This window comes from Mycobacterium fragae (assembly GCF_002102185.1).
Classification (GTDB): Bacteria; Actinomycetota; Actinomycetes; order Mycobacteriales; family Mycobacteriaceae; genus Mycobacterium; species Mycobacterium fragae.
In genome coordinates this window covers 142,888-162,984 of record NZ_LQOW01000003.1, presented here as the reverse complement: position 1 = coordinate 162,984, position 20,097 = coordinate 142,888, and the positions used below count along the sequence as shown (strand labels likewise).

Here is a 20,097-nt window from a genome sequence, read left to right as displayed (position 1 = left end):
ATGACGTCGCAGGTATCGTCCTGGGTTGGCGCGCAAGATGCCATCTGGGCGCCTCCGTCCCTCGTCGAGGAGTACGTCCGGATGTATCTAGGCGTCATCGTCAATCCGCAAGCACGCAAGAATCTTGCTGCGCGGGGCGACCGCAGCGCCGAGCTGCGTCGCATTGTCGGCCGGTGGGGCGAGGTGCACGAGACGGCCTCCGTCGAGGAGCTGCGCAACACCGTCGAGCAGCTGTGTCCGCGGGTCACCCACCTGGTGAGCGACGGCGGCGACGGCGCGCTGCACTGGCTGATCAACGAAGTCCAGCACTGCGTCGGCGATCCGCAACGCTGGCCGGCATTCGTGCCCAGTAACGGCGGCAGTGTCAACGCCGTCGCGCGCAAAGCGCACGTACGCGGACGGCCCGAAGTGATTCTGCGCGCACTGACCGCTGCGGCAGAGACCGATCAGGCCCCGCCCGAAGTTCACCTCGACACGTTGACGCTTGACGGTGAAACCTCGGATGGCGCCAAGTTCCACCGGCTTTGCTTCGGGCTCGCCGCCGGAGGTGTCGGCAACCGGTTCTACGACAAGTACTACGAGAACCACACTCATGGCCGGGCAGACGTCGTCAAAGTGATCGCCCGCTCATTCGCCGACTACGTGACCAACAAAGTCGTTCCCAGCCACGCAAAGACGCCCAACTACGCAACCCGTCTGTTCGCTCCGACGCGCGCCCGCGTCGTAATCGACGGCGAGGAGCTCCCGACGCGGACACACCGCTTGCTTCACGCCGGCGCGATAGATCTCCGTATCGGCGGTCCGTTTCGGCTATTCCCGAAGGCGAGCGAACCCGGTGCCCTGCATTTCCAAGCCGGGGAGCTCAGGCCGTCGTTGATCGTCGCGCAGCTTCCCGTGGCGCTCACCAGCGGAGCGATCCGCGGTCGCCGGCTGTGCGACGTCAATGGCCACGAGATGATCATCGAGGCCGAGGACGAGCCGCTGTCGCCGATCATCGACGGCGAACGATTTGTTGGCATCGTCAACCTCACCGCCCGCCCCGGGCCGCGGATCCGCATCGCCCAGGTACCGTCCTCAACCCGTTCGTGAGGCTATCTGCGGGTCCGGATGGTGTGGGTGATCTGTGCCGAGAGTTTCGGGTCGGCCAGTAGTTGGTCGACGAGTGCGGACAGCACCTCTTGTCCGGTGACGCGGGCGAGTCCGAGCCGGTCGGCGGCGTCTCGCTGCCAGATGTCCAGCGCTCGATGCTGGGCCGGCGAGAGGTCGACGGTTCGTCGTGTTCGGCCACTGCGGGTCCGTCCGATGGAGACGGGTTCGGTCGGGGCAGCGGCGATGCGGTTGCCGGTGCTGTCCATGTGATCTCCTTCGGCAAGGCCTGTCAGTAGTCTGTTATATCCGTATATCAGTAAACTATGACTTCCGCCAATTCGCGGGCGCCGGATCCTGCTGCTGGCCCTGCCCGGCCGAGGCGCCCGGCCCCCCGAGTCGCGCGCGGCGCGTGCGCTACCGTACCCGGCTTCGACGCCCGGCTGCAGCGGCTTTTTGCCAGTTCGCGTGAGCAGAGGTTGCTGGCGTATCAGCGCTCAAAGCATATTGCCCATTAAGAAATACCATTCTTTTCTTGTGAATTCAGCCTTAATGTAATCGTTCGCAATAGGGCCCTCCGAATCAGCAGGGAGCCGATTGAGCAGTCCGCGGTCATGGAATACGGAAATGCGGAAATACGTACTCCAGTAACGGAGTATTCACGGATGCAGGGCTGTGAGCTGGTGGTTTACGATCTACTGATCTACTGATAGTCGCACTTACGGAGGTCATGAATTCAGAATCGCGGTGACATCTGACCACCGAAGAAACTCGGCCCGGGCTGGCCGGGAAGGTCGCACTTCACCGCCGCCAAGAATCAGCCTGTGAAGTTCTTGTGAGTTTTGATGTCCAACAGCCGAAAGCGGCAAAAAGTGTTTGCTTGACCTCAGTAGGCAGCTTAGAATCGGTTTTGTCATTGTACGAAATACGTGAAGCAAATTGCTCTATTCTGTGAGCTCTGTTGGCTTCGTTGACCCGAGCCCGGAAGGGGGAGTGACTCCGATGGCGGAGACGCTTATCGACTACCTGCAGATGTGGGAAGCCCGAAAACCGGACCAGACCCTGTACCGGTTCGTCGACGCCGAAGGCCGAGAGCTCGAGCATTACACGTACCAGAGCTTCGCCGAGCGCACGCGCGAGCTGGCCGCCTATCTCTTCGCAGAGGCCGGGCTGAGGCCGGGGGATCGGGCGCTACTGGTCTACCCGCCAGGTCTGGAGATGGTTGCGGCGTTCTACGCCTGCGCGCGCATCGGGGTGATCGCCGTGCCGGTCAGCCCTCCGCTGCCGATGGCGTTCGAGGCGGGGCTGGCCAAGCTCGGCTTCATCGCGCGGGACTCCCGGGCCAAGGCGGTGCTGTCAACCAAGCAGTTCGAATACGACTACCGCCAGCTGCTCGGTCACCGGCAAGGCGCGCTCCCGTGGCAGGATGCCGAGCGGCCGCCAGCGCTGCCCTGGTTCGCCACGGACGGCACGCAGGACTTTGGCGGGGCCCCGGTGCCGGACACGCCCGGCTCGGTTCTCTTCCTGCAGTACACATCCGGCTCCACCAGCGATCCCAAGGGCGTGATCGTCAGCCACGCCAACATCATCGCCAACCGCTCGGCGTTTGCGGGCGGTGAAGTGTGCGTCAGCTGGCTCCCGCAGCACCACGACATGGGCTTGATCTCCGCCTACCTGTTCGTGCTGGTGAACGGCGGAACCACGCATGCGATGTCGCCGGTCGACTTCCTGGCCCGACCTTCGGCCTGGTTGCGGCTCATCAGCGACGTGCGCGCTACCCACTCCCCTGCGCCGAACTTCGCCCTCGACTACTGCCTGCGCGAAGACAAGCTGCCGACGTCCGAACTGACCGGGATAGACCTGAGCAGCCTGGACAGCCTCGTCGTCGGGGCAGAGGCATTGCGGGCCAAGAGCTTTGCCCGCTTCCGGCAGCGGTTCGCCGCATACGGCTTGCGGCCCGATGCGCTCACCGGCGCATACGGCCTGGCGGAAAACACCCTTGTGGTGTCCATGCGGGGGCGTCAGACCCTCGCGGTGAACAAGCGAGCGCTGGAACAGAATCTGGTGCGGGTCGAAAAGGCCCTGCCCGAAAACAACAACCAGAGCGCAGTCGTCAGCTGCGGCAAGCCAATTGACGGAAACCGGGTCCGCATCGTCGATCCGCAAACCAGGCAGGATCTGGGCGAGAGCCGGATCGGCGAGATCTGGGTGGACGGAGCGTCCAAGGGAGGCGGCTACTGGCGCCGCCCCGAGCAAACCGCAGAGACCTTCGAAGCCCGCATCGCAGGCGACGAAGCACACACCTATCTGCGGACGGGCGATCTCGGCTTCTTGTACGAGGGTGAGCTGTTCGTCTGCGGACGCAGCAAGGATCTGATCATCGTCCGCGGCGTGAACTGCTACCCCGCCGACATCGAGGGCGTCGTGGAACGGTCGGCCGCACAAATCCGCGGCGGCTGTGTCGCCGCCTTCTCGGTCGAGCGCAACGAACAGGAAGCGCTGGTCGTTGTCGCCGAGGTGCGCGACGAAGACGTGCTCCCAGACGCCAAGGCCCTGGCGCGAGCAATCCGCAGGCATTGCCACATAGATCCGCACACCATCCTGTTCGCGCCGCCGCGCAGCATCCCGAAAACCACCTCCGGCAAGATCCGGCGCGCTCATACCCGCCAACTTTGGCTGGATGGTGAGCTGCCCGTGCTGGCGAGTTACACGCATCAAACCCATGACAGCCTCGACGCCGCCGCGGGTCCGCTGGAACGCTTCCGGCATCTCATCGAGAGCTACGACTTGACCGGCCACGAGGACTGCTCCTTCGCGGATCTCGGCATCGACTCGCTGGCCCTGGCCGAGCTGCGCGCGGACATGCAGGCCCTGCTGGAACAGCACGGCGCCGGGGAGCTGGCCGAGGAGGTCAACACCCGGCTACTGCAGCGCCTGACAGTCGCCGAGTTCTTCCGGCTCATGCGGCAGTTCGGCGACGGATCCGGACAACCGCTCGACGCGCTGCGCCACGCGCTGGATCAGATCTCCGCCGAGTACGAGGAATACGAGACCGCGAAGATGCGCGCCGACGCACAGCTGCCCCTGCCGGAGCTTCCGCCGGCGCGCGACGGCGTGCCGACCGACATCCTGCTGACCGGTGCCACCGGCTTCCTGGGGCCCTTCCTGCTGAGCAACCTGCTCGAGCAGACCTCCTACACCGTCCATGCATTGGTCCGCGCCACCGATGCGGCCCACGGCCTGGACCGGATCGTCGCCTCGCTGCGCCGGGCTCGGCTTTGGTCCCCGGCACTGGAAGTCGAAGTGCGGGCGCGGGTCCGGGTTATCTGCGGCGACCTGGCCGAGCCGCACTTGGGAATCGGCGAGGCGGAGTTCCAGCGATTGGCCGAGTCCGTCGATGCGATCGTGCACAACGGCGCCCTAGTCAACTACGTCCGCACGTACGACGCGCTGCGGCCCGCCAACGTCGGCGGCACGTGGGAGTTGTTGCGCCTGGCCATGACGTCGCACCGGAAGACCTTCCACCTGGTCTCCAGCACCTTCATCTACGGCTGGAGCACCATGCCGGTCGTCGGCGAGGCGTACGCGAACGAGGAAATGAGCGGCCTGGACTTCGGCTACTCGCAAACCAAGTGGGTGGCCGAGCAGCTGTCGCTCAACGCGCTGCGGCAAGGCCTCGACGTGCGCATCTACCGACCCTCGCTCATCGGTCCGACCAGCGCGGGCTTTGGTAGCCAGGACGACATCTATGTGCGCCTCACCGCGTTCATGATCGAGCACGGCCTGGCCGTCGGCGCCCTCAACCAGGTCAGCCTGCTGCCGGCGGACCTGATCGCCGATCACATCGTCGCGCTGATGAGCCTGCCGGCCGAGGCACGCGCCGAGTGCGGTCATGTCTTCAATATGACCGCGGATGACTACTACAACCTGCGGGATATCACCCGGGTCTTGTCCGAACGCTACGGCTACCGGTTCGAGTACCACGACATCCCGTCCTTCGCCGAGCTGCTGAACCAGCGATGCACACCGCGCGATCCGATGTATCCGCTGGTTGACTTCCTCACCCGCTCGGCAGACAAAATCGCAGCGATGCGGGACAAGCGCTACGACAACACCCAGTACCGGCATGCCCGCGAACTGGCCAAGGTCCGCACGCACGAGCCGCCCCTGACCGAGACGGTCGACAATCTCGTCCGGTTCCTGCGATGCGAGCGTCTAGTCGCCGAGGCTGAGAGGGGGAGCCTCGGCGGCGACGCAGTAGCCTAGCGTCTGTAAGGGAGTTGATGATGTTCACTGTCGATGACCAGGCGGCGGGTCCGCATGACGCGTCACTCGACCATGAGCGGATTGTGCTGCAGGCGCGTGACGTCGAGTTCGACTGGGCGAAGCTGCCGTTCTACTACGTGCCCAACGAGCCCTTCGCGACTCATTTCTGCAACGTCCTGCACCTGCTGCTGCCGGCGGGCGAGGAGTGGATCGTCGACGTCTTCAAGAAGGCGTTGCCGCTGATCAAGGACGACCAGCTGCGGCTGGACGTGCAGGGCTTCATCAGCCAGGAGGCCCTCCATTCCCAGGCGCACGCCGGTGTGGCCGAGCACTTCGCCGCAAAAGGCATCGATCTGACGCCGTTCACCGACCAGATCCGTTGGATGTTCAACAAGCTCGTCGGCGACCGGCCGCGGTGGAGCAAGCGACGACAGCAGAGCTGGTTACTCGAACGGGTGTCGATCGTGGCCGCCCTCGAGCACTACACCGCCATCCTCGGTGAATGGATTCTCGACACCCCGCAACTCGACGCACTCGGGGCCGACCCGGTGATGCTGGACCTGCTGCGCTGGCACGGCGCGGAAGAAGTCGAACACAAAGCGGTCGCCTTCGACACCATGAAGCACTTGCAGGCCGGGTACTGGCGGCAGGTGCGCACCCAGCTGCTGGTGACGCCGGCGATGCTGTGGCTGTTCGTCCGCGGTGTGCGATTCATGTACTCGGTCGACCCGCACCTGCCGCCCGGGACCAAACCGCGCTGGCGGGACTACTTCGACGCGGCGCGGCGAGGCTTGGTGCCCGGGCCTTTCCAGTTCCTGCGCGTCATCGGCGCCTACTACACGCCGAGTTTCCACCCGAGCCAGCTGGGCGGGGTGGGACGCGCGGTCGAGTACTTGGCGAGGTCGCCCGCTGCCCGCGCGTCGCACTGAGCATCGAGGAGCCATGATCAGCAGCTCTGTGACGGCGTCGGACGGCGTCACCCTGGCGGTCCACGCCTACACCGAGATCGACCAACGGCGCCCGACCGTCCTGGCCATCCACGGGTACCCGGATAACCACCACGTGTGGGACGGGGTCGCCGAGCATCTCGGTGACAAATACAATTTCGCGGCCTACGACGTGCGCGGGATCGGTGAATCGTCGGCGCCGACCGACCGATCGGGATACCGGCTCCCCCAACTCGTTTCGGATATCGCAGCGGTGATCGACAGCCTCGGGGTGGACGACGTCCACCTACTGGCCCACGACTGGGGTTCGATTCAGGGCTGGGCGGCGGTCACTGACGACGCGGTGATGAACCGGATCGCCTCGTTCACGTCGATCTCCGGGCCGCACCTGAACTATGCCGGCAAGTTCCTGCGCTCACCGCGCACCCCGCGTGCCATGGCCGACGTCGCCAAACAGTTCCTGGCCTCCTCCTACATCTGGTTCTTCCTGTGTCCGGGTGTGCCTGAAATCGCGATCCGATCCGGGGCCACGTCCAAAGTCTTTGAGGCCGTAGGCCGTATCGGCGGATCGAGCACCCGTAGCCACCGTGGCGCGGTCCCCCGCTCGATGCACGACTACGTCAATGGGCTCAACCTGTACCGCGCCAACATGCCCGGCCCTCTGCTGGCTCCGGGAAAGCAGTTGCCGCAGACCAGCGTCCCGGTACAGGTGCTGGTGCCGCGCAAGGATTATTTCGTGTCGCCGCCCCTACAGCGGTTCACCGGCTCGATACCGAGGGGCAGCCGCGTCGTCCCGATCGAGGGCGGCCACTGGGTGGTGGCCTCGCGTCCCGACATTATCGCCCGGCTGACCAGCGAGTGGGTCGACTCGGTGACCGAGGGCGCCACGCCGTCCGGCGAATCCCTTGTCGGGACCGGACCTCGTGACGTGCGAGGCAAACTCGCGCTTGTCACCGGCGCGGCCGCCGGGATCGGCCGGGCCACCGCCGTGGAGCTGGCCCGCCAGGGTGCGGCCACCGTCGTGGTGGTCGACCGAGATATCGTCGGCGCCAACGCAACCGCGGAAGCAGTCCGGGCGGAGGGGGCCGAGGCCGCCGTCTATCAGGTCGACGTCAGCGACGAAGCTGCGATGAATAACCTTGCGGCACAAGTGCACGACAAGCACGGCATTGTCGACATCCTGGTCAACAACGCCGGCATCGGGATGGCGGGCCGGTTCCTGGAGACGACGCCGGAGCACTGGGACGCCATCATGGGAGTCAATGTGCGCGGCGTCATCAACGGCAGCCGAGCCTTCGGTGCTCAGATGGTCGAGCGCGGGCAGGGCGGCACGATCATCAACGTGTCGTCGGCCGCTGCATTTCTGCCCTCGAAATCGATGGTGGCCTATGGCACCACGAAGGCGGCGGTGCTGGCGTTGAGCGAATCGATGCGGGCCGACCTCGCCGACGAGGGCATCACGGTTACCGCGGTGTGCCCGGGTTTCGTCAATACCAATATCGCCAAAAGCACGGTGTACGCCGGTATGTCACCGGACGAGCAAGAGCGGGCCCGGCAGCGGGCCGACGCCGCGTATCGGCGGCGCAACTACACGCCGGAAGCCACCGCCAAGGCGATTGTCAAGGCTGTCAAGACCGGCCCGCCGGTAGTGCCGATCGCGGCGGAATCCAGAATCGGGTACGCGATGCGCCGCGTCAGCCCTTCGCTGGTCCGGCTGTTCGCGCGATTCGACATTCGACAGACCTGAGAGAGATACTGTGACGCAAAGCATTTGGGAAAGCAGGCCAGCCGACCTCTATGGCCGCCGCAAGCGCGACCGGCTCTACACGGCGCTGGTCGGCGTGGGCGCGCTGTTCGGGGGCTTGGCGTCGGCTTCGCGGTGGAGGCCGTCACGGGTTGTGCCGGTGCAGCGCACCAATACCGCTGTGGTCACCAAACGCGAACTGCTCGCGCCCGATGTGGTCGCTTTGACGCTGGCCGACCCGGACGGCGGATTGCTGCCCTCCTGGACGCCCGGCGCGCACATCGATGTTCGGCTGCCCTCGGGTCGCCGCCGGCAGTATTCACTGTGCGGTCCGCCCGGGCGGCGCACCGACTACCGCATCGCCGTGCGCCGGATCGCCGATGGCGGCGGCGGTTCAATTGAGATGCATGAAGCCTTCGACGCTGGCGACACACTGGTTTTCGAGGGTCCCCGCAACGCGTTCTATCTCGTCACCGATGAGCGTGAGGTGTTGTTCTTGATCGGCGGCATCGGGGTGACGCCGATCCTGCCCATGATCCGGCTGGCCGCGCAGCATGGAGTCGATTGGCGCGCAGTGTATGCCGGCCGCAGCCGTCAGTACATGCCGCTGCTGGACGAGGTGGTGGCGGTGGCGCCGGATCGGGTGACTGTATGGGCCGACGACGAGCGCGGCCGTTTCGCCACCGCGGAGGAGCTGCTCGCCGACGCGGGGCCGACGACAGCTGTCTATGTTTGCGGGCCGACCGGCATGCTGGAGTCGGTACGCACACTGCGCGACCAACACGCCAATGCGCCACTGCACTATGAACGGTTCAGTCCGCCGCCGGTCGTCGACGGTATCCCCTTCGAGCTCGAACTCGGGCGCTCGCAGCAGGTGCTCAGCGTGCCCGCGAATCGGTCGGCGCTGAGCGTCATGCTCGACCGCGACCCGACGACGGCCTACTCCTGCCAGCAAGGGTTCTGCGGCACCTGCAAGGTCAAGGTGCTGGCCGGGGAGGTCGATCGCCGGGGGCGCACTGCAGAGGGCGATGACGAAATGCTGGTCTGCGTCTCGCGGGCGAAAAGCGGTCGCGTAGTAATCGACGCGTAGATCCACACGCAGGGCGGCGATCACTTCTGTCACAGGAGTCCCTGGACCGAAGAGGTATGCAATTTGCCCGCCTCATAGCGACAATCTAAGGCCCACAAGGGATTTGTCGCTCGAAGGTGGGCAAAAGGTGTACCAGCTGCCGTGCGGTTAACCCCTGGCTCCCCGGCGCTCGACACCGGTGCCTGCGCGGCCCGATGCGTAGATTTCGGCGAGAAATTGCTCTACGGCCACGGCCGCATGCGCGGCACGCGCCGATCCGAAGATGTCGAATGCATGTTGCGCGCAGGGCAATTCGGCATAGACGACGGGCTGGTTGCTGACTTCGCTCAGCCGCGCGGTGAAGGCCCGGGCCTGTTCGACCGGGATCAATGAGTCGTTGCGTCCGTGCAGCACGAAACACGGTGGTGCGTCGGGACCGACGTGGGTGATCGGCGAGGCGGCGCGGAATGCCTCGGCGGTTTCGGAGCGCGACAGTTTGAACACGTACTTGGCCAGCGTCGGCGCCAACAACGGGTGTATCGAGGTGTCCGTTCGGGTGAAGTCGTAGACGCCGTAGAACGGGACAGCGGCCCGCACGCTGGTATCGGCGTCCTCGAAACCCGGTTGGAATTGTGGATCATTCGCGGTGAGCGCCGCCAGCGCGCTGAGGTGGCCGCCCGCCGAGCCGCCGGTGATCGCTATCCAGTCCGGATCGCCGCCGTACTCGGCGATGTGCTCTTTGGTCCAGACCAGTGCGCGTTTGACGTCGACGAGGTGGTCGGGCCACGTCGAGCGTGGACTGAGCCGGTAGTTGATCGCCACACACACCCAGCCCAGCTCGGCGAGATGACTCATCAACGGATACGCCTGTTGGCGTTTGCTGCCCAGCATCCAGGCGCCGCCGGGAACCTGCAGGAGGACCGGCGCCCGTCCGTCCGGGTCCAAATCGGCCCGTCGCCAGATGTCGAGATGGTTCCGCGAGCCATAAGGGCCATAGCTGATGTCGGTGTCGTGCGCATAGTCGCGATAGATCCGCATCATGCGGATCACTCCGGGCGTCTTGGCGGTGCCGGCGCCCTCCGGCCGCTTCCACAAATCACCCGACTCGGTGCGACGGTCGGTGCCCAACCCGGCGTCCAGCGCGGCGGTCAGGGGCGCGTCGGCCTGGCGACCGATGCGGTGCAGGCCCAGTAGTCCCAGCCACGACGCCGCCGATACCAGCCAGCTGAACCAGCGCACCCGCGGCGAGAGCCTGCGGTTCACCGCGGTCAGCAGAGCCACCTGGCCGCCGAGCATCTGCAGCGGAAGTTCGGAAGCGAAAACGCCGAAGGCGAAGGCGTACAGCGAGGGGTAGCCGCGCTTGCTCAGTGGTCGATAGCCATTGGCGGTGAACGCCGAGCCGGTCAGGGAGCCCAGTACAGCTGCCAGTCTTTTCACACCGGTCACTTAACCACCCGCCGACTGGACCCCTCTTGTGGAGGCGGCCGGACAAGCATATGCTTGGAATACCCAAGCGCTTGATTGGAGCGACGTCTGTGGCCGACAGCACCCGCGATCGGATCCTCAATGAGGCGCTGCGGCTATTCGCCGACCGCGGCTATGCCGGCACATCCGTCGCGTCGATCGAGGAAGCAGCCGGGCTGTCGCCGCACTCGGGAGCCCTCTACACGCATTTCGGCTCGAAGGAACAGGTGCTGTCCGCGGCGGTCGAACGGGCGATTCAGACCGCAGACGCGAGTTTCAGCCTCGCGCCGATGCTTTCGCTGGGCAATCTGGAGGCCGAGCTGACGCTGGTTGCCCGTGGATCGCTGGTGCTGATGACCAGCTGGCGTGACCTGATTCGGGTGATGGCGAAGGAAGGCGAGCGGTTCCCGGAGGTGATGGCCGATGCCCGCGATCGGCTGTTCGCACAGTCGCGCCAGTTCCTGGCCAAGTGGCTCGAGGAGAAAGCGCCTGCAGACGGTTCACCGGATCGCGACTTCCAAGCGATTACCGTGATCTGGCTCGGGGCGATCGAGAACTACTGGATCGCAACGTCGATCCACGACGACCGGCCGTTCGGAATCGACGAGGACCGCTTCGTTCGGCAATGGGTGCATACCCTGATGACCGCGATCAGAGCAGCGAAATGACGCGAACGCATTTCGATTTGAACAACCCGGCGGTCATAGAAAACCCCTACCCACACTATGCGTGGCTGCGCGACGAAGCACCGGTCTACCACTGCAACAATCCCGATCTGTGGATCCTCAGCCGCCACGATGACGTGGCGCTCGCGGTGCGGGATGCCAAGCGGTTCTCCTCCGACCTCGACAACGCGTCGCGCTTCGACAGCAACCCGTTCAACCCGGCGATGAAGGTCCCGGGCGGGCTCGCCGGAGTGCTCGGTCGAGTGGTGCCGCATCGCACATTGCTGACCAGCGACCCGCCCGACCATACCCAGCTGCGTCGCAAGGTGCGCCGAGCGTTCACCCCGAGACGAATCAGCGCCTGGGAACCAAGGATTCGGGAGATCGCCGAAAGCCTCGTCGAGAACATCGCCGCGAAAGTCTCCGGCGAATCAATCGATTTGGTCGCTGAGCTGGCTTCCCCGCTGCCTACCATCGTGATAGCCGAGATGATGGGCATCCCGGCCGACCGACACGATGACTTCAAGCGCTGGTCGGACAACCTGGTCAACGGGCTGCTCACCGGCGGCAGCAAGGTGAGGATGCTGACCAGCGCCGCCGAGATCGCGTGGTTCTTCGCGCGAACGGTGCGCCAGCGGCGCCGCGATCCCGGCGACGACCTCGTCAGCCTGCTGATTGCCGGCGACGATGACGCAGATGCACTGAGCCTCGGCGAACTCATCAACTTCTGTGTCCTGCTCCTGGTCGCCGGCAACGAGACGACGACGAACCTGGTCTCCAACGCGATGCTGGCGTTGTTCGACCGTCCCGCGCTTTGGCAGCAGATCACCGCCGATCCCGCCCTGGCCGCAGCAGCAGTGGAGGAAACACTGCGGTTCGACGGGCCCGGCCAAGGGCTACTGCGAGTCGCCACCACCGATGTGACGATCGACGGAACGACGATCCCCGCCGGCGCCAGCGTGCTGCCGCTTATCGCCTCCGCGAATCGCGACCCCCGCTACTGGGATGATCCCGACGAATTTCGGCTCGACCGAAAACCCAACGAGCACATCGCGTTCGGCTCCGGCATCCACTTTTGCATCGGCAACGCGCTGGCCCGCATCGAAGGCCGCGCGGCAATCGAGATGCTGGCCCGCCGGCTGCCGCACCTCGCGCCCGCCGGAGAGCCGACGCGAATTGCCAGCCCGGTATTGCGCGGGCTTCGGTCGCTTCCGGTCGCCGTCGAGCCCAGACGTGAGCCTCGTATCGTGATCGTCGGCGCCGGCATGGCCGGTATCGCCGCCGCGCACACCTTCCGCCAGGCCGGCTTCACCGACTTCACGATTCTGGAAAAGGGCTCCGAGGTCGGTGGCGTCTGGCACTGGAACCGCTACCCCGGCCTGAGATGCGATGTGCCGTCGCACACCTACCAGTTTGCGTTCGCGCCCAAACCCGACTGGAAACACGTATGGGCCACCGCCGAGGAGATCCGGCAATACCACCGCGATGTCGTCGACCGCCTGCAACTGGACCGCCACCTGCGACTGGAATGCGAGGTCACTTCGGCGGTGTTCACCGACAACCGCTGGCGGATATCCACCGCCGGCGGTGAGCAGATCGACGCCGACTTCCTCGTCGCCGCCACCGGCGTCTTGCACCACCCGTCGATACCCGATATCCCCGGTCTGGACTCGTTTCCCGGCCCTGTGGTGCACACCGCCCGCTGGACATACGTCGACACCGCGGACCGACGGGTGGCGGTGATCGGCACCGGTTCGACTGGCGTGCAGGTGTTCTCGGCGCTGCAGCCCGCTGCGGCGCACATCACGCATTTCGTCCGCACTCCGCAGTGGGTGATGTGGATGCCGACGGGGCTGCGGCAACCGCGTGTCGTCGGGCGGCTGCTGCGGGCGATGCCGGGGTTCGCGTGGACCGTGGACCGTGGGCAGCGCATCGGTTCCGATCTTGTCGTCGACCTGGTTACCCGGCCGACCTGGCGGCGACGGCTGGCTCAGCGCTATGCACGGTTATGCCTGCGAGTTCAGGTGCGCGACAAGGACCTTCGTGTCCGCCTCACCCCCGGCTACCAACCGTTCTGCAAGCGGCAGGTGGTCTCCGGCAGCTACTACCGCCGCATCGGCAGGCCAAACGCCAGCTTCGTCACCGAGCCGATCACGGCGGTCACCCCGACCGGGATACGAACCGCCGATGGCGTGGACCACGACGTCGACGTCATCGTGCTGGCCACCGGCTTCCAGGCCCACAACTACATGCGCCCGATGAGCTTGCGCGGGCGCGACGGCCTGTCTATCGACGACGCCTGGGCGAAGGGTCCGCGAGCCTGGGCGATGACGGCGATTCCGGGGTTCCCCAATCTGTTCACGGTTCTCGGCCCCAACTCCCCCTCCGGGTCGATGTCACTTCAACACGTCGCCGAACTGACCGCCCGCTACATCGTCGGATGGCTACGCCGATTCAGCGACGGCGAGATCACCACCGTCGAGATAACCGAGGAAGCCACCAGCCGGTTCGCCGACGACGTCGCCGAGGCGATGGGCCCGACCGTCTGGAACACCGGCTGCAACTCCTGGTACTTCGCCGACGACAACCACATCGACCTGTGGCCGTTCGGCCGCAAGCGGCTGACCAGCATGCTGACCCGGCCCCGCGACGACGACTACATCCTGACTTCGTGACGCGACGGGACGCGCGTCGCATCATAGGGTCATGGACACATCGGCCAAGGTGATCACCCGGCCCTGGCTAGCCATGCTCGTCGGCGCCGCCCTGCTCGCCGCCGGCCTGCTCGCGTTGTGTTTCCCCGTCTACCTGCACGCATACGACCAGTGGGGAATCCAGATCAAATGCGGCAACGGCTATAGCTCCGAGTTGCTGCAGGCGACGAATGATGACCAGCGCGCCGCATCAAGTGGCCGCCCGGCCACCAGTTACGTCGATCAGTGCAACAGCGCTTTGCTGCCCCGGCGGGTCTGGACAACCTCGCTGTCCGCCGTCGGCGCGTTGATCCTCATCCCGCAGTTGGTGGCATGGACGCGCGGCGGCTCGCCGAGTGCTCCCGCTTCGAGCGGCCCCACGGCACCGCCCGAAGACACGAACCTGAAAACCGCTGAGCTGCTGGATCGCAAGTATCGCTCGCATCGGCCGCGCCCGTCGAACACGACGATGTGACTACGACTCCTCTGATTCCTCGATCAGCTGATAGTTCGGGTCGACCATCTCGACGGGGTGGTTGCCGCTTTGACGCACCTTTCCGGTGATGCGCAACAGCTGGCCCGGCTGAATGTCGTCGCCGCCGTGCCCGGGCCGGAAGGTGACGCGAACGTCGCCGCTGTCGTCACCGACGATGATCCAGCGGAAGGTTCCTCGACGTCTTGTGATGTCCTCGACCTGGCTGACCCGGCCTTCGATGGTGGCCCGCTGTCCCTCGATGAGCCCGCCCACCGGAATCACCGTCGCCGGCCGGTCCGGGTGCTCGTACTGCTGGACGGTCTGCTGTTCACCGCGGGAGATCCGCGCTTCGATCCTCTCGAGTTCGCGAGCAACCCGCTGCTCGAAAAGTTCGGGGAACGCTTCCGCGATCCGGGACTGCACGTCGTAGGGCACGATCGTCGCGGCCGCGTCCGGGATTCGGCTGACGGCCCGCGCGATCTTGTCCGCGGTGCGGTCATGAAGCAGCCGCCCCAGCAGCGGCGCGTAGGTGCGGCGCGGCAGCAGCACCGTCACGTTGGTGTCCGGATGCTCGCTCAGCGCCCGCAGCACCAGTTCCTGTGCGGCCCTGTTGATCTGGCGGTCCGGGCAGTCCACCACCCGCAGCCGGGTGTCGAGATCGAAGTGATCCCAACGCTTCCGTAGCCGCTCGGCAAGCGCCGCGTCGACCATGAAATGCACCGCGATCAACTCGTCGGCTCGCAGTCCCTTGCCGTAGCGCAGCGCCTCGAGCACCGCGAGGTCAAGCGAGCTGACGAAGACAAACACGCGGTGTCGAGCGTATTTCACCACCTCGGGTCGGTCCGTGCGGAACATCTCGAGAATCGCCGCCTCGGCCCGATACTCGCGGTTGAGTCGGATCAGCACGAACACCAGCAAGGGGAACACAACAACAACCAGCCACGCACCTTCGGTGAACTTGGCCACCGCGAAAATGCCCACCACGACTGTTGACAAGATCGCCGCGGAGAAATTGATCGCCAACTTGTGTCGCCAGCCTGACTCGCGGTGGGTCAGATGGTGTTTGGTCATGCCGTAACCAGCCATCGAGAAGCCGGTGAACACGCCGATCGCATAGAACGGCACCAGCGCATTGACCGACCCACCAGTGACGACCAGCAGCGCCACCGAGAGTGCCGTGAGCGCGATGATGCCGTTGGAAAACACCAGCCGGTGACCGCGTTTCGTCAGCTGCCGGGGCAGGAAGCGGTCTTCTGCGACGAAACTCGCCAGTGCGGGGAAACCGTTGAAACTGGTGTTCCCGCCTGTGAACAAGATCGCCGCGGTCGAAACCTGAAGCAGGAGATAAAGGGCCTGACCGATCACCCCGTGACCGAAGACCACCCGGCCAACCTGAGACAGCACCGACGGGTATTCGTCGACATAGGGAGTGGCGTGGGTGACGTAGGCCAGGTAGGACAAACCCGCCAACAAGAACCCGAGAATGCAAGCCATAGCGGTGAGGACCCGGCGCGCGTTGCGGCCCTGTGGCTTTCGGAAGACATTGACGGTGTTGGAGATGGCCTCCACTCCGGTCAGCGATGACCCGCCGTTGGCGAACGCTCGCAGTAATACCAGGATCGTCGCGCCCATCACCAACCCAGTCCCCTGATGCACGGGCACCGCCCCCGGGATGTGCTGTGGGTCGTATGTCGGTAGGCCCCAGAAGATTTCGCGAACGACGCCAGTGATGATCATCAGTATCATCATGATCACGAAGGAGTAGGTCGATACCGCGAACGACCGGCCCGCTTCCCGCAACCCGCGCAGGTTCGCGTAACACATAACGATCACCACTCCGACGGTGATCTCCAGGCTGTAGGGGCCCAGTACCGGTATCGCCGACACCACCGCCACCGTGCCCGCCGCCGTCTGCACCGCCACCGTGACGATGTAATCGATCAGCAGCGCGGCGGCGGCGATCTGAGCCACGCGCGGCCCGAAGTTGTCCCGCGCGACAATGTAAGAACCGCCGGCTCGGGTGTAGGCCATGACGACCTGCCGATACGATGCCGCCACCAGCGCCAGGATCAACAAAATGACGCCGGTGATAGGAAGCAACAACACAAACGCGGCAAGCCCTGCTCGCGGCAACAGCTCGATCAGGATCTGCTCGGGACCGTAGGCCGTCGATGAGATCGCGTCGGGTGAAAGCGCCCCGAGGGCAACGGGATTCGACAACCTCTCGGTTGACAGCTCCTCGGTGATCAGCGGCTTGCCGAGAAAGACTCGCTTGCATACATCCGCAAAGGACAGCGGGACCGTCCGCCCGCCGACCGGTGTCGTCACGACCACACCAGCGTTCCGTCGACGAGTTCGTCGAAACGTTCGATCGCCCCGTCGCCTTCCACGTCGATGCCCCGAAGCGGCCCATGATCGGCCAGATAACGCTGCGCGTATAAACGGGCGACGAGCGCGTCGTGCTCAGCCCCGCGGGTCTCCCGGACCCAGGCAGCCCGCTCGGTGAGCAAGGCGCCGGCGTACACGTCGCCCATGAACCGGGTGAGTGGGAACAGTCGCGCCTCGGCCACGGCGCCGTCGAGCTTGCTCCACGCGGTGATCGCCGCATCGAGATCGTCGACGCGGCGGCGCACGAGCCGCGGCGTGTCATCGTCGTCGGACACCGACACCGCGTCATGCAGACGCTCCAACAGCGGTTGATGGCCCTGCATGCGTTCCATCCCCCGCCGCACGTCCAGGCAGAGGATGTTGTCGGGGCCCTCCCAGATCGTGTTGACCTGCGCGTCGCGCAATAACCTTGCCACCGGCCAGGTTTCGATGTAGCCGTTGCCGCCGTGGATTTCGATCGCGTCCGATGCCATCGTGATGCCCAGCCGGCAGACCTTGAGCTTGGTGATGGGCACGGCGATGCGCTGACGCACCGCCCGGGGTTGGCGGTGGTTGGCCAAACCGACGCCGTCGAACACCATGGCTTGGGCGGCTTCGACGTCGACGATCATCTCGGCGAGCTTGCGGCGCATCAACGGCTTGTCGATCAGCGCGTCGCCGAACGCGCGGCGTTGGCGCGCGTAGCACAGCGATTCGACCAGGGCGCGGCGCGCGTTGCCGAGGCCGAACAGTGCGATGCCCAGCCGGGCCGCATTGGTCAGCTCCATCATCCGGGCCAGGCCCTTGCCGTCGTGCGAGCCGGTGTCGCTGGACGGTTCGCCGGTGAGCAGAAAGGCCTCGGCGTCAACGAATTCCACCTCGCCGGAGGCCACCGACCGAGTGCCGAGTTTGTCCTTCAGACGGCGGATCCGCACGCCGTTGCGGCTGCCGTCGCGGCGGGTCCGCAGCACCAGGAAGTTCGCCACGCCTCGGCTGGAGTCGGGCGCGCCCTCAGGTTTGGCCAGGACGACGAACACCTGGCCGTCGCAGTTGGACGCGAACCACTTGAAACCGTTGAGCCGCCACGCATCTCCGTGTCGCGTCGCCGTCGTCTCCAGCGCGCCGAGATCGGATCCACCGGTGCGTTCGGTCAACAGCTGGGCGGTTTCGCCCTCCCATTCGCCGGACTCGAACTTGCCCAGCACATAGTCCCGCACGTCGGCGGGGGCATACGCCGCGACTAGCGACTTGACCATGCCACCGCCGGTGCCCAGCGCACATCCCATCCCGATGTCGGCCTGGTTGAGCAAATAGTTGGCCGCGAACAGCGGCATCGTCGGATTTAACCCGGCGCGCCGCATATCGTCTTTGAGCGCCTGCTGCGCGGCCAGGACGGCCCGCTTGGACTCGGTGAACGACGTCGGCTGGACCACCCGGCTGACGTCGTGACCCCAGCGGTCGTAGCGCTCCAGCCGCGGCGGGTTGCGGTCGGTCTCTTCGGCCCACCGCGTCACCGGGCCGCCCATCAGCGCCCCGATACGGTCCAGGTGCGGCTCTGCGACGGCCAGTTCGTCGGGCTGCAGGTAGTAGGCCATCGTGAGCTGCAGGGTCGGATCGGTCCGGTACCAGTTGAGGCCGACGGCGCCCTGGTAGTTCTCGGTGCGGTACCGCTCGGATTTCGCCGGAGTCGCAAACGGCAGCCGGTCCACCGCCTCGACGTCGTAGTCGCTCATGCTGCGACGGTATTACACGGCGCTAAGAACTAAGCCGTGTTGCCGCCGCGGCGATCCGCTCGTCGGTGGCGGTCAGGGCCACCCGGACATGCCGTTCGCCGCCCGGGCCGTAGAACTCGCCGGGCGCGGCCAGGATGCCGCGCTTTGCCAGCCACTCGATGGTGTCGCGGCACGGCTCACCGCGAGTGACCCAGAGGTACAGCCCGGCCTCGGAGTGGTGGATGGTGAAACCGGCCGAGCGGAAGGCCGGAAGCAACGTGTCGCGGCGGCGCCGGTAGCGCTCGCACTGCTCGCGCTCGTGGGGGTCGTCATCCAGCGCGGCGACCATCGCCGCCTGCACCGGCGTGGGCACCATCATCCCCGCGTGCTTGCGCACCGCGAGCAGCTCCGCGATCACGTCGACATCCCCGGCGACGAAACCGGCCCGGTAGCCGGCCAGCGAGGAGCTCTTGGACAGCGAATGCACGGCCAGCAGACCGGTGTGGTCGCCGTCGCACACCGACGGATGCAGTATCGACAGCGGCTCGGCGTCCCAGCCCAGTCCCAGATAGCACTCGTCGGATGCCACCAGCGCGCCGCGCTCCCGCGCCCAGCCGACGACCTTGCGCAGGTGATCGACGCCGAGGACCCGGCCGGTGGGGTTGCTCGGCGAGTTCAGGTACACCAACGCCGGTGACTGCGGACCGAGCTGAGTCAGCGAATCGGCGCGCAGCACCTGAGTGCCGGCCAGCCGCGCGCCGACGTCGTAGGTCGGATACGCCAGCTCGGGCACCACGATCAGGTCGGCGGCGCCCAGGCCCAGCAGCGTCGGCAGCCAGGCGATGAATTCCTTGGTGCCGATGACCGGGAGCACCGCGGACTCGCTCAACTCGGTTATGCCGTAACGGCGCCCGAGCGCGGCGACCGCGGACCGGCGAAGCTGTGGGGTACCCGCGGTGGCGGGATATCCAGGGGATGCGCTGGCCGCGGCGAGCGCATCGCGAACCAGCGGCGCGACCGGGTCGACCGGAGTGCCGACGGACAGGTCGACGATGCCGTCCGGGTGCGACTCGGCCAGCGCCCGTGCCTGATCCAGGGTGTCCCACGGGAACACCGGCAACGACGCCGACACTGGCCGGCGAATCACTGTCTCGCTCAGTCGCCCTCGCCCTGCGGCGGCAGATCCTTGACGACCTGCGGATCGTTCTCGGTCAGGCCCACCTTCGCCGCGCCGCCCGGCGAGCCGAGCTCGGCAAAGAAGTCGGCGTTTATCTGCGTGTAGTTGCTCCACTGATCCGGCACATCGTCTTCGTAGAAGATCGCTTCGACGGGGCAGACAGGCTCGCAGGCGCCGCAGTCCACGCACTCGTCGGGATGGATGTACAGCATCCGAGCGCCCTCATAGATGCAGTCGACCGGGCACTCCTCAATGCATGCCTTGTCCTTGATGTCGACGCAGGGTTCGGCGATCGTGTACGTCACGAAGGTCTCCTCCATGTCCTGTTCAATGACGCGGATCCGTTGATTACTGATACTAGACGTTGCAGACAAAAAGCAACCAAGCGCTACCCCCTATGCGCCTCGGTGCACTGCAACTAGTTGCATAGGC

General features: G+C 65.8%; 14 protein-coding genes. 8 read left to right on the top strand and 6 right to left on the bottom strand.

Features of this window, described 5'->3' with window-relative positions:
* Window positions 1-81: 81 nt before the first annotated feature.
* Window positions 82-1,089 carry a diacylglycerol kinase family protein gene (locus AWC06_RS01555; RefSeq protein WP_085193968.1) on the top strand — a complete coding sequence of 336 codons (1,008 nt, stop codon included), beginning with the start codon at window positions 82-84 and terminating at the stop codon, window positions 1,087-1,089.
* 2 nt (window positions 1,090-1,091) lie between these two features.
* Here AWC06_RS01555 and AWC06_RS01550 read toward each other — a convergent pair whose 3' ends face one another.
* Window positions 1,092-1,355, bottom strand: a complete 264-nt coding sequence (locus AWC06_RS01550; RefSeq protein WP_227370945.1) for a hypothetical protein — start codon at window positions 1,353-1,355, stop codon at window positions 1,092-1,094.
* 733 nt (window positions 1,356-2,088) lie between these two features.
* Between AWC06_RS01550 and AWC06_RS01545 the strand changes: the two genes are divergently transcribed.
* From AWC06_RS01545 to AWC06_RS01530, 4 genes are read left to right on the top strand one after another with little or no spacing between them, the layout of a single operon-like run.
* A complete protein-coding gene (locus tag AWC06_RS01545; protein ID WP_085193689.1) occupies window positions 2,089-5,352 on the top strand; it encodes a thioester reductase domain-containing protein in 3,264 nt (1,087 codons plus the stop codon).
* Between the two features lie 20 nt (window positions 5,353-5,372).
* On the top strand, window positions 5,373-6,281 hold the full coding sequence (locus tag AWC06_RS01540; RefSeq protein WP_085193687.1) for a metal-dependent hydrolase: 909 nt from the start codon (window positions 5,373-5,375) through the stop codon (window positions 6,279-6,281).
* 13 nt (window positions 6,282-6,294) lie between these two features.
* Window positions 6,295-8,046 (top strand): SDR family oxidoreductase, encoded by a 1,752-nt coding sequence (locus tag AWC06_RS01535; protein WP_085193685.1) that lies wholly within the window; start codon window positions 6,295-6,297, stop codon window positions 8,044-8,046.
* A gap of 10 nt (window positions 8,047-8,056) precedes the next feature.
* A complete protein-coding gene (locus AWC06_RS01530; protein WP_085193683.1) occupies window positions 8,057-9,133 on the top strand; it encodes a PDR/VanB family oxidoreductase in 1,077 nt (358 codons plus the stop codon).
* A gap of 147 nt (window positions 9,134-9,280) precedes the next feature.
* Here the strand turns inward: AWC06_RS01530 and AWC06_RS01525 are convergent, their stop codons facing one another.
* Complete coding sequence (locus AWC06_RS01525) at window positions 9,281-10,549, bottom strand: alpha/beta hydrolase (protein ID WP_085193966.1); 1,269 nt, start codon at window positions 10,547-10,549, stop codon at window positions 9,281-9,283.
* A 98-nt stretch (window positions 10,550-10,647) separates the two neighbouring features.
* Between AWC06_RS01525 and AWC06_RS01520 the strand changes: the two genes are divergently transcribed.
* The 3 genes from AWC06_RS01520 to AWC06_RS23375 are packed head-to-tail and all read left to right on the top strand — an operon-like array spanning window position 10,648 to window position 14,409.
* Complete coding sequence (locus tag AWC06_RS01520) at window positions 10,648-11,244, top strand: TetR/AcrR family transcriptional regulator (RefSeq protein WP_139819848.1); 597 nt, start codon at window positions 10,648-10,650, stop codon at window positions 11,242-11,244.
* Window positions 11,241-13,916, top strand: a complete 2,676-nt coding sequence (locus AWC06_RS23855) for a cytochrome P450 (RefSeq protein ID WP_169715268.1) — start codon at window positions 11,241-11,243, stop codon at window positions 13,914-13,916. The genes AWC06_RS01520 and AWC06_RS23855 overlap by 4 nt, the downstream gene beginning before the upstream one ends.
* A gap of 31 nt (window positions 13,917-13,947) precedes the next feature.
* Complete coding sequence (locus AWC06_RS23375; protein WP_211281872.1) at window positions 13,948-14,409, top strand: hypothetical protein; 462 nt, start codon at window positions 13,948-13,950, stop codon at window positions 14,407-14,409.
* Here AWC06_RS23375 and AWC06_RS01505 read toward each other — a convergent pair whose 3' ends face one another.
* From AWC06_RS01505 to fdxA, 4 genes are read right to left on the bottom strand one after another with little or no spacing between them, the layout of a single operon-like run.
* A complete protein-coding gene (locus tag AWC06_RS01505; protein WP_085193963.1) occupies window positions 14,410-16,737 on the bottom strand; it encodes an APC family permease in 2,328 nt (775 codons plus the stop codon).
* On the bottom strand, window positions 16,734-18,509 hold the full coding sequence (locus AWC06_RS01500; RefSeq protein ID WP_085193680.1) for an acyl-CoA dehydrogenase family protein: 1,776 nt from the start codon (window positions 18,507-18,509) through the stop codon (window positions 16,734-16,736). The genes AWC06_RS01505 and AWC06_RS01500 overlap by 4 nt, the downstream gene beginning before the upstream one ends.
* A gap of 22 nt (window positions 18,510-18,531) precedes the next feature.
* Entirely contained in the window at window positions 18,532-19,620 is a 1,089-nt protein-coding gene (dapC, locus tag AWC06_RS01495) for a succinyldiaminopimelate transaminase (protein ID WP_085193678.1), read from the bottom strand.
* 23 nt (window positions 19,621-19,643) lie between these two features.
* Window positions 19,644-19,970, bottom strand: a complete 327-nt coding sequence (gene fdxA, locus AWC06_RS01490) for a ferredoxin (RefSeq protein ID WP_085193961.1) — start codon at window positions 19,968-19,970, stop codon at window positions 19,644-19,646.
* Window positions 19,971-20,097 lie beyond the last annotated feature (127 nt).